Raw genomic sequence first — 13379 nt, forward strand, 5'->3', positions numbered from 1 at the left:
GACGCCATGAGTCTTCTACACCCGATCTCCGTACGCTCGCAGGTCGTCAAGGCGGCCTGCATTCCATTGCTACTAGGATGCTGCCTCGCGTTCGCGTCGCCCGCGCTTGGGCAAGTGGCGCCCGTTCCCTACGGATCTCTCACCGTGCGGCTCCAGCCGCAAGCCACCGGCCTCAACGGCGTGCTGACCGGCAACACGGTGAACGCCCGCAATCAGATGATTCCCATCGACATGACGCCGCTCGGCGACGGCCGGCAACTCGTGCTCACCCTCAGCGGGCATGTGCGACTCCTGAAAGCCGACGGCACGCTCGCGGCGGGGGCGTATCTCGACACCTACAACTCAAACTCTCCGCCGATCATCGGCACCACCGGCGGCGAGGTGACCGACTTCCGCCAAATCGGCAACACGAGCATCGCCGCGCACCCCGGCTTCCTCAATCCGCTGTCGCCTGGGTATGGGCGCTTCTACACGATCACCAGCGAACTCCCCGACGTCTTCCCTGGCGACTTCGACGACGGCACCGATTCGGTCGTCGACAGCGTGCTGACGGAGTGGGCCGTCGCTCCCTCGGCGGTCGCCGCGGGAACGACGCTGCTTCCCGGCGTCAACGTCACGAAGCGCGAGATCCTCCGCGCCGCCCGCCCCGGCATCATCCACACGCTCGCCGACATGGCGTTCGGCCCGGACGGCACGCTCTACGTCACCAGCGGCGACGGCGGCGGCAACGCTTTCCCGAACACTGAAGGGAGCGCCTTCGAACAAGACCGGTGGACCAACGCTCAAGATCCGTCCAACATCTTTGGCTCGATCCTCCGCATCGATCCAATCAGCCTCCCCGGCGACACGCGTCCGATCGGTGGGCAGAATGGCCAGTATCGCATTCCCGCCAACAACTTCGGCGTCACCGACGGCGATCCGACCTCCCTCCCCGAGACGTTCGCGTACGGCTTCCGCAGTCCCTATCGCATCAACGTCGACCAAACGAACGGCGCTGTTTACGTCGGCGACGTCGGCGAGGGGCAGCGTGAAGAGATCGATCGCGTCGCCAACGGCGGCAACTATGGCTGGGGCGCGTACGAGGGAACCCGCGTCGAACGCCCCGATCTCGTGGCCGGAGCCGCTGGCGCCGTTCCGCCAATGTTCGAGCTTTACCACAACCTTAACGGCCAAAGTGAATCAACGAACATCGTCGGCGGCTTAGTCTACCACGGCTCCGCCATCCCCGGCCTCCAAGGCAAGTACGTTTTCGCCGACGTCGGCGAAAACAACGGAGGGCAACCGACCAACGTCGTCGACATCTACTACGGCGATCCCGCCACCTCGACGGCGAGTTCCCGCGACCAGATGTTTCGGTTCAACCTCGAACTCCCCGCCGGCGTCTCGCTGCCCGACCGTATTTGGAGCATCGCGGAAGACGCCCAAGGCGAACTTTATCTGCTAGTCGGCCCCGATCGACTCGATTTGTTCAACCGCACGGCCGGCGAGACGGACGGCGGCATCTGGAAACTTGTCGCCCCGTCGAATCCGCTCAACCAGATTGTCGGCGACGTCAATCAAGACGGCGTCGTCAACGGCAACGGCGCCGGTCTCCCCGCGAACGACGACGTCGCTGCGTTCATCGCCGGTTGGAAAAGCACGGGCTGGGCAAGTAACTACGACCGCTACACCCACGGCGACGTCAACCTGGATGGCAAGACGAACCTGCTCGATTGGTACATCCTCACGACACACCATCAAAACGCCGGCAGCCTCGACCTTGCCGCACTCTTGAACGGAGCGCCCGTCCCGGAGCCGAGCAGTTGTTGGCTCTTGGCCAGCGGGCTGCTGTTACTCCGCCGCGCCTCTCAGATCGCGCTCGTCTGAAGCTTAAGTTTCGCGGCAACCGCGCCTCAGCGCAAGTTCGCCAGATCCGGCGGGTAAACGTCGAAGTACGTCCCGCCAGCCGCCTTGCCGACCGCGATCCCGTCCATCACATCCTTCGAACCGAACCGCGGGGCGCTGTTCGCGGCGGCCGAGACCATTTCGAAACCGACCCGCGTGCCAGCCTTCGCCTCCCGAGCGATGAACAAGTGGTGCGGAGCCATCGGCTGCGTCGACGCCTTCAGCGCGTTGTGCTCCAGCGTAAATCGCGCTCCGAGCGCCTTCTTGCCGGCAGCGACGACTTGCCCGAGATACCGGTTCGCCGGCGGCCGCACGCTGATCGACAGGATGCACGCCGTGTCGGGAAACGCCGCGGCGTAATCAGCAATCGAGCGCGACCAAGCGTCGATCATCGCGCGATCGCTGTACCCAGCGACCTGCACAATCCCCGGGGCAGGGTGCATCTCGGCGCTCGGAAAGGTCGGTCCCGTGATGTGGACGCCGACCAGCAGCGGGTCATCGGCAAATTTCTCGCCGAGCGCCTTCACCAACTCGCCGTAGCTCGCTGCCAGCTCCGGCGACCAAGGAACCGGCGCCCCGCGGTACCACGCTCCGCGGATCCACTCCGGCGCGCAGCCGGCCCCGGTCATCACGAGCAACTTGTACGGCTTGCCCGCCTCGTGGCACCGCTTCACTTGCTCCTCAAGGAACGAGAGGTCGATCTTCCCTTTCTCCGGCTGGAGCCATTTCCAGCGGGCCCGAATTGTCAGCCCCGCCACATGCGGCAGGGCCAGCTGCTCTGCCGAAATCACCCGACGATTCCCCGGTTGCAGCACCGCCGGATCGCCTGGCTGCAGTGCGAAATAGCCCGCTGGAATCCGCAGCTTGCCTCCCTCCGCGGCGACAGCGCCGGCAGTGGAAGCGACGCATGCGAGCGCCGTCAGATAGCCCAGCATTGCAGTCATTGCTTTAGTCATGGTGATATCTTTAATTGGTGCGAGATGGACACTTGCCGCGGCGGCCCGCTGCCCCAGTCGCTCAGCCTAAAAACGCCCCTCACCTGAGGGGGTAAATCGCTCAATCTGGAATTCTTGAGGTGGACTGCCGCAATCGAACGTCGCCCCGCGATGGGTCCTGCATAGAATTCGCCTCCCCGGGCAGTTCAGCGTTCTCTTCTCCGCCCGGCCGCCTCACGGTACAGGAACTGGAAGGATCTATGATGAAGCAATTGTTCGCTTGCGCTGCACTCGCTATCGGATCTCTCGTCGCCTTCTCTCCGCTCTCTGCTGTTGCTCAAGTCCGCCAACCAGCCGGCTACTTCGTGATGCAGGAGGTCGGCTCACAAAACATCAAGGATGTGAAGCTCGCCTCGCCGGCGTTTACCGGCATCGTTATCCGCGAGCGGTGGTCGTCGCTCAATCCGGCCCCCGGCGTCTATAACTGGAAGTTTCTCGACGCCCAAACGGCGCGTGCCCGCCGCCTCGGCAAAGCCTACATTCTTGCCATCTACACCGGCAACAACTCGCCCCTCTGGCTCGGCGTGCCGCTGTTCAAGTCGGCGCCGCTGCCATGGGATTCGAAAATGCTCTCCGCCCACGGCCAAATGGTCGCCATGCTCGGCCAACGTTACGGTCGCGACGGCAACCTCGTCGGCGTTGAACTCAGCGGCCCCACCCGCGGTCCCGCCGGCTCGCTCGAAATGCACCTCGCCGACGGCCTGCTGCAGCATCCCTCCTACCGGCCCGAGAACGTCGCCCTCGCGTGGATGCAGTGCGTCAACCAATATGGCGCCGCCTTCCCGCAGTGCGGCCTCATCTCCGACGGCGGGATCGCCCCGGGCGGCAAGGACGGATCGATCACGCAAGCGGTCTTCAACCACCTCTACCAAACCTACCCAATGCAGGCGAACGTTTCGCACTGCGCCCTCAAGGCAAACACGCAGGAATCGGCGCCGCACCACGCCATCGTCGTCGCGATGGCTCGCCGCGGCTGCCGGGTTGGCTTCGAGATGGTCGGTCCTTCCGTCGCCGGGGTGAACGGCGAGGGAGGTCCCGTCGCTCGTTTCGGCGGCGACTTCGATTCCGCGCTCGCCATCGCCAATCGCGCCGGAGCGAGCTGGCTGAAGATCTACCAAGGCGACGAGTTCAACGCGATGGATTGAGCGCTCGCAGTCGAAATCGCAACAAACTGAAAATCTTCGAAACGGCGGGCTGCTCGCGCGGTCCGCCGTTTTCTTTTACTCCTTGCGATTGCGATAGAGCGACGCATCGACCACGCCTTGCATTGCCGCAGCGTCCAAGACTCCGCCCAAAAACTCGTTCACCCGGCCGATTTCAGCCGCGGGATTCGCGAGCATCTGGTTGTAGTTCACGTCGATCAGTTCAAGATGTTGCTGCTTAGCGGCCCAGTCGTAAAACCGCTCGATCTCCGAGCGAAACAGCTTCGCCATCATCTCCGGCGAAACCGCGTCGCCTGCGCTGTGGCGGTTGAGCATCACCTGCTGCGACGCCAAGATCTCGTCAAGTTCCCGCCGCATGAACAACACGCGGTAGCTCCGGTCGGCCGGCAGATCGTACAGCAGGCGGTACACCATTTTGACCGCTTTGCCGTTCGCGCCCTCCAGCCAAGAGGCGTCTTCTGACGTTTTTTTGACGGCTTCGAATTCGTAGTATCCGTTCGGATTGTCGTCGTCCGCGGTGCGGATCTCGTCGGTCATTACCTCGAGTCCGCCATGCTCCAGCATGCGCATCATCATCGAGGTTCCGGAACGGGGCAGACCTGAAACGATGGTCAGAAACTCGGCGGTGGCTGTCGACATAATTATCTCAGCGTGAAATCGATCGGATCACAAATCGGCACTCGAACTTACGTCGCAATGCCATAAACCACTAAAGATATAGTGATTAGCGCCGCCCCCGCGCTTCATCCGCATCTCGCGTGGCCGCAATGCCGCCCGCAAGTGATATGCCTAGTCGTGGCTTTCAGGGAGCGAAGAAATCTTTCTCGCTGTTGTACTCGCTCGTGAGCTTGGTGCAAGTGTTTTGCAAGCGATCGATCGCGCACTCTCGCGGCAGTTAATGCTCGCTCGGTGAGCAGATTCGCCGCCCAGCGAGACACTCGCGACCTGGATCCCTATTGGGGTGATGAACAAGCGCTAACTGAATTGGTCGTTGCGCGTCCAGCAGGTGTAGTGCAAACGCCCAATCTGAACTTTCTGGCGCAACGTTTGCTTTCTTCGCAAGCGAACTATTGCTATTGACTCTGCAATGTTGTTCAATGAGCCCCTGCTTGGTTGGGAAGAGGCACCACCATCCCCCCGCATGTGAGCGTTACGCCGTTCTAACGTCTGCGCACTGACGCGCGATTACCGGCTTCAAGCTCACGTCCCTAACCTAACCCGCCGAACGATCTCCAGCGATCAGTCGGCTTACTCGTTCGTCAGTAGTCGCCGCGCCGCTCCGCGGTTCCAGTCCATTTCTACATCGTTTTGCTCACGCCGATCCCATTTGCGGAAGGTAGTGCCGTGACCTCGTTGCGTCACCACAGAAGCGGACAGCGCCCCCTTCGGGTCGTCCGCGTCTACGCCTCGGAGCAGGTATTTCCATGCGTCGAGTCTTATTTAGATTCTGCGCAGCGGATTTACGAGCCTTCCGCAGGCGTTCGTGCTTGGGCTTCACGTCCCACTCGTTCTGAGCGTCGCCACTCTGCGCCGACTCAGACGTCGCTGCTTCTTCACGCCTCACGCATCGCGGGCGTCGATCGTCGATCGACGCCTTCATCCTCCGCAACCAATATGGAGCGCGAGTCATGATCAACACGTTGCGTCGCCGGAAAAAAATTGCTCGGTCGCACCAAGCCGTCGATCGCTCGAACAGCGACGTCGTCGCCGAGCCGCCGCTGAAAGTCTGCGTGCTCGCCGCGTGCCCCTTTCCCGCCAATCACGGGACGCCAGGCTCGATTCGCGAACTCGTCGAAGCGACCGCCGAGCGGGGACACGAAGTCCACGTCGTCACTTACCACATCGGCGAAGAGTTGCCGCTGCGCAACGTGCACCTCCACCGCATTCCCGATTGGACCGGCGAACGTACGGTCACCGTCGGGCCGACGAAATACCGGCCGCTGTACGATTTCCAGATGGTGCTCAAGACGCTGCAAGTCCTGCGGCGTCACAAAGTCGACCTAATCCACGCCCACGGCTATGAAGCCGCGCTCGTGGCCGCCTGTTGCCATCCGTTCGTTCGCAAACCGATCGTCTATAGCGCTCACAACGCGATGGGCGACGAACTGGCCAGCTACAACTTTTTCCGCTCGAAACGGCTGGCGAACGGCCTCGCGTGGTTGCTCGATCGCACCGTTCCCCGCATCGGCGACTGCTGCATTCCCCACAGCGTCAATCTGCAAGAATTCCTCTACGCCCGCGGCCTGGAAAAGCGTACCGAAGCGGTCCTCAACTTCGGCGTCAACTTCGACGCGATGCCGGTCGGCAACCGTCAGGCGCTCCGCCAAGCCTTCAATCTCACCGACGAGCCGGTGATTCTCTACTCCGGCGTGATCGACCAGTTCCAACGGCTCGATTTGCTGCTGGAAGCGATGGTCCACGTGCTGCCCCGCCTCCCGCGGGCGAAGCTGCTCCTGCTCACCAACGTCCCCAATGCCGAAAGTGAAACGGTGCTCCGCGAGCATGCCCGGGCCCTCGGCATCGAAGACAACGTCATGATGATGGTCCCTCGTTCGCTCGACGACGGCCTCAAGCTGCTGTCGATGTGCGATCTCGCCGTCGTCCCGCGGCCCAAGGCGCCAGGGTTCCCCATCAAGCTACTGAACTACCTCGCGGCCAAGCGGCCGTGCGTCATGTACGCCAGCTCGTGCAGCCGGCTGTCGCACGGCGAGCACATCTGGCTGGCGTCGGAAGATACTCCCAAATCACTGGGAGATGCGCTAGTGCAAGTCCTGAAGGACGACGTACTCCGCAACCGCATCGCCGACGGCGGCCACCAATTCGTTCGCGCGCGTCACGATCGCCGCGCCGCGGCGGAACAACTCTGCAACGTCTACACGAAGTTGCTGCAGACGACGCGCCGCTGGGACGAGATCGCGGCGCGTCCCGCTCGAATCGTGACGGAAATGGAACAACTTGACGAACTCGCGGCGTTCGATGGTGAAGCGAAGGAGATGAATCTAGATGCACTCGCCTAATTATAAAGTGCTGATCGTCGGCCTCGACGGCGCGACGTTCGACCTGATGCTGCCGTGGATCGAGGAAGGGAAACTCCCGAACCTCGCCCGCATCATGCGCAGCGGCGCTAAGAGCCCGCTCGAGTCGACCGTTCCGCCGATCACGCCATGCGCCTGGTCGAGCTTTATGACGGGCAAGAACCCCGGCAAGCACGGCCTGTTCGACTTCATCGAACCCGACGAAAACCACGGCTTCAAATTCACGAACGCCTCCTACCGCGACGGTGAGACGTTGTGGGGCTGCCTTAGCCGCCACGGTCGCCGCGTCGGCATCGTCAACGTCCCGATGACCTTCCCGCCGGAACCGGTCAACGGCTTCTTGATCTCGGGCCTCGACACGCCGCACGACCTCAGTGCGTTCATGTATCCGGTCGAGGTTCGCTCGGAGCTGAAGATGGCGGGCATCAAGTACCGCATCGATCAGCAGCATCTGGGCAACATGCGGACCGACGAACGCCGTCGCGCCCAACTCGACGACATCTTCGCCTGCGAACGCGATCGCACCACGGCGTTCCAGTTGCTCTCAGAGCAACGCCCCTGCGATTTCCGCATGATCGTCTTTGGTTCGACCGATCAGGTGCAGCACCACTTCTGGCACTTCATGGATGCGTCGCACGACAAGCACGATCCAGCCGGCGCCGAGAAGTTCAGCACCGCGATCCTCGACACCTACGTCCACTGCGACGAACAACTCGGCATCCTGCTCGACGAGTGCGACGACGACACGATCGTCGTCATCATGTCGGACCACGGCTTCGGCCCGATGTCGAACGTCCGCGTTCGCGTCAATCAAATCCTGGCTGAAGCCGGGCTGCTGAAATTCGTCGAGAGCTCAGCCCCCGGTAAGCTCAAGCAAGCGCTCGCATCTTGGCTCGACCGGATGATCCGCTCGACGCTTTCCTCCGACGCGAAGCGCCGCATCGCCGGCATGCTGCCGCGGCTGCGAACGTGGTTCGAAACGCTCGATGAAACGCAAATCAACTGGGCTGAAACGAGCGCCTACGTCAACGAAGCGTACCGCTCCAGCCCCGCCATTTGGCTCAATCGCCTGCAAGATTTGGACGAAGCAGAAGTCGCGGAACTCCGCGATCGCATCGAGCAGATCATGCTTTCGCTGGTCGATCCGCAAACCGGCGAGCCGGTGATCACGCATTTGGCACGCCCCAGCGAACTCTACCACGGCCCGCACTCCAGCAAGGCGCCCGACCTGCTACCCGCATGGTGGACCGATGGGTTCTTGCTCGACCAGAGCATGCCCGCCGCCACCGGCTTGCCGAACGTCGAGCGTTCAACCACGCCGCTCGAAGGGGGCGTCGAGTTCGCCGCATCGCACCGTCTCGACGGCGTCTTCATGATCAGCGGCGGGCCGATCTCGCCCGAATTTTCGTTCTCCGACGCGAAAATCGTCGACGTGACCCCGACGGTCCTGTATTTAATGGGTCTGCCGATTCCCGACGACATGGATGGCAAGGTCCTGGTCGAGGCGATTGATCCCGACTTCCTCGCCGCCAACCCGATTCGCTACGAATCGACCGAAGATGGCGCCGTCAGCGAAGTCGACAACGCCCCGCGCGGGTTCTCGAAAGACGAATCGGAGATGATCGCGCGTCGTCTCCAAGCCTTGGGATACATCCAATAGCCATCGCACTCGGCGGCCCGAGAGGAATTTCAGATATGAGTCGTGTTTTCATCGTCGGCTGGGATGGCGCCACGTTCGATTTGGTCGAACCGTGGATCGCTGAAGGCAAGCTGCCGAACATCGCGGAAGTCTATCGCAACGGCGCCCATGGCGAACTCGCTTCGACGCTGCCGCCGATGACGTTCCCCGCTTGGTCGAGCTTCATGACCGGCAAGAACCCCGCGAAGCACGGCATCTACGACTTCACCCGCCAAAGCCCCGGCACGTACGACCTCGAATTCGTCAACGGCGGCAATCGCCGGGCGCCTTCGTTCTGGAAGCTGCTGAGCGACGCCGGCAAGCGCGTCATCTCGATCTCCCTGCCGTGCACCTTCCCGCCGGAACCGGTCAACGGCGTCATGCTCAGCGGCTTCGACGCCGCCGGCCTCGGCGGGAGTAGCTCGAAGCTCGACGCCCGCGGCATGTATCCCCGCAGCATGTACGACGAACTCGACCGCGAACTCGGCGGCCACCCGATCGGTTCGTTCCCAATCCAGGAAATCAACCAGGGTAGGGCGGAAGCCGCCGTTCAAAAGATCATCGACGTCATCGGTCGCAAAGCCGCGACGGCGAAGTACCTCATGCAGAACTACGAATGGGATTGCGCGATGATCCTGTTCGGCGAGTCCGACGGCTCGGCCCACCACTTCTGGAAGTACTGCGATCCCCGCTCGCCGCAATACACGGCCGAACCCGCCTCGATGCGAGACAGCATCTTGCGGGTCTACCAAGAACTCGATCGTCAACTCGGCGAGCTCAAAGAACTGCTGCCGTACGACGCGACGCTGATGATGATGTCGGACCACGGCTTCGGCGGCGTCAGCAACGCGGTCGTCTACCCGAACTGCTGGCTTCGCGAACAGGGACAACTCGGCTTCCGCGGCGGATTCGCCCGCTGGATGTCGCGACGGCTCGACGCGCTCAAGCTCCGCGCCGTCGCCGTGCTGCCGAACTCGATCCAAAAGTTCCTCTCACGCTTCGCCCGCGCCCAGCTCGGAGGCATCGAAGCCAAGGTCCGCTACGGCATCATCGACTGGAGCCAAACCAAGGCCTTCTTCGAAGAGAACCCTTACTACCCGGCGCTCCGCATCAACCTGAAGGGGCGCCAGCCGCAAGGCACCGTCGAGCCCGGCGCCGAGTACGAAGCCCTCCGCACCGAGCTGATCGCAAAGCTCGAAGCGTGGCGGCATCCGCAGACCGGCGAACCGATGGTCGAGAAGGCCTACCGCCGCGAGGAAGTCTACTCCGGCGCCTGCCTCGACGAAGCGCCCGACATCGTTGTCAAATGGGCGACGCACCAAAACTACACCTACGCCTTCCGCGTCAGCTCCAAGAGCAAGTCCCTCGCTTGGATCGAGGAGCTCGACCCGCATCGCCAGGAAAACTCCGCGTTCTTCACCGGCAAATCGGGAAGCCATCGCGACAATGGAATTTTCTTGGCCGAAGGACCGCAAGTGATTGCGGAAAAGACTGTCGACGGCGCCCGCATCATCGACGTGGCGCCAACAATCTTGCACCTCCTTGGGGTACCGACGCCGGCGGACATGGATGGCCGGGCGCTGATCGAAATATTCGAAGGCGCCGCGGCGACCCCCATGGCAGTCGGAGAGGCTGCCGGCGTCGTCGCCGCCTCGGAAGAGGACGATGCCTCGTACACGGATGATGACAAAGTCGTGATCAACGAACGCCTTCGGGCGCTCGGTTACATCGATTGATTGATTCGCCGCTGTTCGACGTTTAGTTTCTTCGCTGAGAGTGCCACGTGAGCCGTTCCGTTCCACCAATCGCGTCTGATTCACCGACCGTCGCGCCTGCGCACGAATCGGGCCTCGGCCGCATCGTGCGCAACAGCGCGTTCAACGCCGTGGGAACGATCCTCATCGTTCCCTCGAACATGCTTGCGCTGTTCGTCATGGCGCAACGGTTGGGCGCCCAGCCCATTGGCACGTTCTTCACGATCTTCTCGATCTCCGCGGTGATTCACTGGATCGCCGACGCGGGCACGACCACGGTCCTCACTCGCCACGTCGCCCGCAATCCACAGCGGCTGAAGACGATCATCCCCGAGTCGCTCGGCGTCCTCTGCGTCGTTTGCTGCGTCTCGACGACGTTGTTCATGCTAGTCGCCGTCCCCTGGATGTCGTTCTTCACCGACCGCGTGTCGTTCGCGGTAGTGATCGTCGCTGCCTCAGCGATGTGGTCGCGGCATGCTCTCGACTTCGCCGCCAGCGCCCTTCGCGGGCTCGAACGCTTCGAATACGAAAACTTCGCCCGCGTCGTGCAGACGTGCAGTTTTTGCGTGTTCGTCTGGCTGTGGGTCCACCCGTCGACCGGCGGCGCGCTCGCCGCCTTCATCGCCTACGCCGCGAGCAACGTCATCGCCGCGATCATCATCTGGTGGACGCTGCTCACCAAATGGGACTGCGCCGGCTTCCGCTTGAACCGTGAAATCATCAAACGTTGGTGGACTGAATCGATCCCGCTCGGCGCCGGCGACGTTATTCGGCAGTTCCTCATGCAAATGGACACGCTGCTCCTCGCCGCGTACAAGCCGCAGGCGATCGTCGGCATGTTCAGCATCGCCGCCCGGCCTCTGCAGCCGTTGCAGCTGCTGCCGAAGATCATCGTCTCGGTGACGTTCCCGATGCTCAGCCGCGCGGCCCAGGTCGACCTCGCCGCCGTGAATCGCCTGTTCGTGAAAACGACGAAGATTCTGTGGACCGCCTCGCTGCCGATCAGCATCGGCCTGAGCATGGCCGCCCAGCCGATCATCCTCGCGACCGCTGGCGAAGACTTCATCGATGCGGCCCGCCCGCTCCAGATTCTCATCTGGTCTACCGGCCTGATCTTCATCAACGCCCAGCTCCGTTTCGTCCTCACCGCGCTCGACAGCGAAAAGGCCTACTGGCGGCTCATCTGCTGGACGCTCGCCGTGAAGCTAGGTCTCGAAGCGGCGCTCATTCCGCTATGGGGCCTCTACGGCGCGTGCATTGGCAACATCCTCGGCGAGATCGCCCTCGGCATCGGCGGAGCGCTGGCCCTCCACCGCCTCGGCGTCAAATCGCCCAACTGGCTCGACTTCCTCCGTCCAGCCCCCGCTGCCATCGCGATGACGCTCATCATGTGGCCCTACGCTAATCACGATGCCTCGCTGCTAAGCGTGATCATCGCCGGCGTTGCCGGCGGCGTCGTCTACGCGATCGTGGCGCTCTTCAGCGGCATCGTTCCCTGGTCCGATCTGCAGCGCATCTGGCGCTCGCTCCGCAAACCAGCCATCGTCGCCAGCCTCGAACCTGCCGCCGTTGTAGCAGTCGCCGAGACAGCCGACGCGATTCCGAATTAACGCTTCGTACAACGACAGACAAACGAATAAAAATCTCGATCGAGCACATTCGAAAGACACCGACATTTAGACCCTCCCGGACGCGGGAGTAAAGGATTCTGGAGTATCTCCCTCATGAAGACATTCATCCGTTGGACCAGTGGATTGCTGTTGCTCGGCTGCGCCGTCGTTCTCATCGGCCTGTGGCAGTTGCGTGCCCGCGACGCGATGGCCGATTGGGATCCCGACGCCGCCCGTCACCGCGGCAAGCCGATCCCCGTCCGCACCATCAAAGTGGCGGCCCGCGACTTCGATGAAACGATCGGCGGCACCGCCGTGACGTTCCCGGCCCAATCGGCGACCGTGACCATCCCGCTCCGCTCCTCGTCGGTGATCGACCGCGAAGTCCTCGACGTCAATTGCGAAGCAGGCGGCGAGGTGAAGAAGGGCGACGTCCTCGTGACGTTCCTCCCCGGGCTGTTCGAGCACACCGTCCGGCAACGCGAAGCCGCCGTCCGCCAAACGACCAAAACGCTTGAAGCCTACAAGGGCCTCAACAAGCGTCAGGCGATCACCGAGCTCGAAGTCGCCGAAGCCGAAGTCGGTTACGAAACGGCTCAGCTCGAACTCGCCATGTCGAAGCGCGACCTCGAGCTTTGCAAGATGATCACCCCGATCGACGGCGTGATCCAAGAAGTCAACGTCGTCCCGCAGATGCGCGTCGGCGACGGCACCATAGTCGCCGTCGTTCACGATCTCGACCCCATTTACGTCCAGATGGACTTCCCGATGGAACGCCTCGATTCGCTCCAAGTCGGCCAAACCGCGGAAGTTGAACTCGACGCCTTCTCGCAAGAAACCTTTGAAGCGAAGGTGATCCGCATCGCGCCGATCGTCTCCACGAAGACTCGCGTGCTGCCGATCATGCTTGAGATCCCCAACCCCGGCAATCGCATCAAGGCCGGCATCTCGGGCTTCGCCCGCGTGAAGTCGGTGAAGCCGGGCGCCACGTCGATCCCCGCCGTCGCCCTCATCAAGAAGCAAAAGAAGGCGATGGTCTTCATCCTCGAAGGAGACAAGGCCAAGATTCGCGAAGTCCGCACCGGCGAAACGATCGGCACGGGCGAAGTCGAAATCCTCGAAGGCCTCGAAATCGGCGACGAGGTCGTCATTTACGGGCACGACTCGCTGCAAGAAGACGACCTCGTGAACGCCGATTGGCGCGGTTGGACCCGCCGCGGCGAAGGCAACGTCGCCCAAGCCAGTATGTCCGGTTTCTAA

At 62.5% G+C, this 13379-nt stretch carries 9 protein-coding genes; 7 read left to right on the forward strand and 2 right to left on the reverse strand.

Going from position 1 to position 13379, the window contains the following annotated elements:
* Nucleotides 1-6 precede the first annotated feature (6 nt).
* The gene (locus ACQY7R_RS08130) at nucleotides 7-1866 is read left to right on the forward strand and encodes a PQQ-dependent sugar dehydrogenase (RefSeq protein WP_428305107.1); all 1860 of its coding nucleotides are present in this window, start codon (nucleotides 7-9) and stop codon (nucleotides 1864-1866) included.
* A gap of 26 nt (nucleotides 1867-1892) precedes the next feature.
* Here ACQY7R_RS08130 and ACQY7R_RS08135 read toward each other — a convergent pair whose 3' ends face one another.
* Complete coding sequence (locus ACQY7R_RS08135; protein WP_428305108.1) at nucleotides 1893-2840, reverse strand: hypothetical protein; 948 nt, start codon at nucleotides 2838-2840, stop codon at nucleotides 1893-1895.
* A 242-nt stretch (nucleotides 2841-3082) separates the two neighbouring features.
* On the opposite strand from ACQY7R_RS08135, the gene ACQY7R_RS08140 reads away from it, so the two are divergent.
* Nucleotides 3083-4024, forward strand: coding sequence for a hypothetical protein (locus ACQY7R_RS08140; RefSeq protein WP_428305109.1), 942 nt, complete (start codon nucleotides 3083-3085; stop codon nucleotides 4022-4024).
* A gap of 75 nt (nucleotides 4025-4099) precedes the next feature.
* Here ACQY7R_RS08140 and ACQY7R_RS08145 read toward each other — a convergent pair whose 3' ends face one another.
* Nucleotides 4100-4681: a sulfotransferase domain-containing protein gene (locus ACQY7R_RS08145; protein ID WP_428305110.1), complete on the reverse strand. Its 582-nt coding sequence runs from the start codon at nucleotides 4679-4681 to the stop codon at nucleotides 4100-4102.
* Nucleotides 4682-5670: 989 nt separating this feature from the next.
* Here ACQY7R_RS08145 and ACQY7R_RS08150 point away from each other — a divergent pair.
* From ACQY7R_RS08150 to ACQY7R_RS08170, 5 genes are all read left to right on the forward strand, one after another.
* Complete coding sequence (locus ACQY7R_RS08150; protein ID WP_428305111.1) at nucleotides 5671-7059, forward strand: glycosyltransferase family 4 protein; 1389 nt, start codon at nucleotides 5671-5673, stop codon at nucleotides 7057-7059.
* On the forward strand, nucleotides 7046-8737 hold the full coding sequence (locus ACQY7R_RS08155) for an alkaline phosphatase family protein (RefSeq protein WP_428305112.1): 1692 nt from the start codon (nucleotides 7046-7048) through the stop codon (nucleotides 8735-8737). Before ACQY7R_RS08150 ends, ACQY7R_RS08155 begins: the two co-directional genes overlap by 14 nt.
* A 35-nt stretch (nucleotides 8738-8772) precedes the next feature.
* Nucleotides 8773-10491, forward strand: coding sequence for an alkaline phosphatase family protein (locus ACQY7R_RS08160; RefSeq protein ID WP_428305113.1), 1719 nt, complete (start codon nucleotides 8773-8775; stop codon nucleotides 10489-10491).
* A gap of 47 nt (nucleotides 10492-10538) precedes the next feature.
* Nucleotides 10539-12119: an oligosaccharide flippase family protein gene (locus ACQY7R_RS08165; RefSeq protein WP_428305114.1), complete on the forward strand. Its 1581-nt coding sequence runs from the start codon at nucleotides 10539-10541 to the stop codon at nucleotides 12117-12119.
* A 114-nt stretch (nucleotides 12120-12233) separates the two neighbouring features.
* On the forward strand, nucleotides 12234-13379 hold the full coding sequence (locus ACQY7R_RS08170) for an efflux RND transporter periplasmic adaptor subunit (protein ID WP_428305115.1): 1146 nt from the start codon (nucleotides 12234-12236) through the stop codon (nucleotides 13377-13379).

It is taken from the genome of Lacipirellula sp. (assembly GCF_965279485.1).
Classification (GTDB): Bacteria; Planctomycetota; Planctomycetia; order Pirellulales; family Lacipirellulaceae; genus Lacipirellula.

Excerpts from the sequence above, each read along its gene's own strand:
- ACQY7R_RS08130 (WP_428305107.1), top strand. The coding sequence starts at position 7 with ATGAGTCTTCTACACCCGATCTCCGTACGCTCGCAGGTCGTCAAGGCG.
- ACQY7R_RS08135 (WP_428305108.1), bottom strand. The coding sequence starts at position 2,840 with ATGACTAAAGCAATGACTGCAATGCTGGGCTATCTGACGGCGCTCGCA.
- ACQY7R_RS08140 (WP_428305109.1), top strand. The coding sequence starts at position 3,083 with ATGAAGCAATTGTTCGCTTGCGCTGCACTCGCTATCGGATCTCTCGTC.
- ACQY7R_RS08145 (WP_428305110.1), bottom strand. The coding sequence starts at position 4,681 with ATGTCGACAGCCACCGCCGAGTTTCTGACCATCGTTTCAGGTCTGCCC.
- ACQY7R_RS08150 (WP_428305111.1), top strand. The coding sequence starts at position 5,671 with ATGATCAACACGTTGCGTCGCCGGAAAAAAATTGCTCGGTCGCACCAA.
- ACQY7R_RS08155 (WP_428305112.1), top strand. The coding sequence starts at position 7,046 with ATGCACTCGCCTAATTATAAAGTGCTGATCGTCGGCCTCGACGGCGCG.
- ACQY7R_RS08160 (WP_428305113.1), top strand. The coding sequence starts at position 8,773 with ATGAGTCGTGTTTTCATCGTCGGCTGGGATGGCGCCACGTTCGATTTG.
- ACQY7R_RS08170 (WP_428305115.1), top strand. The coding sequence starts at position 12,234 with ATGAAGACATTCATCCGTTGGACCAGTGGATTGCTGTTGCTCGGCTGC.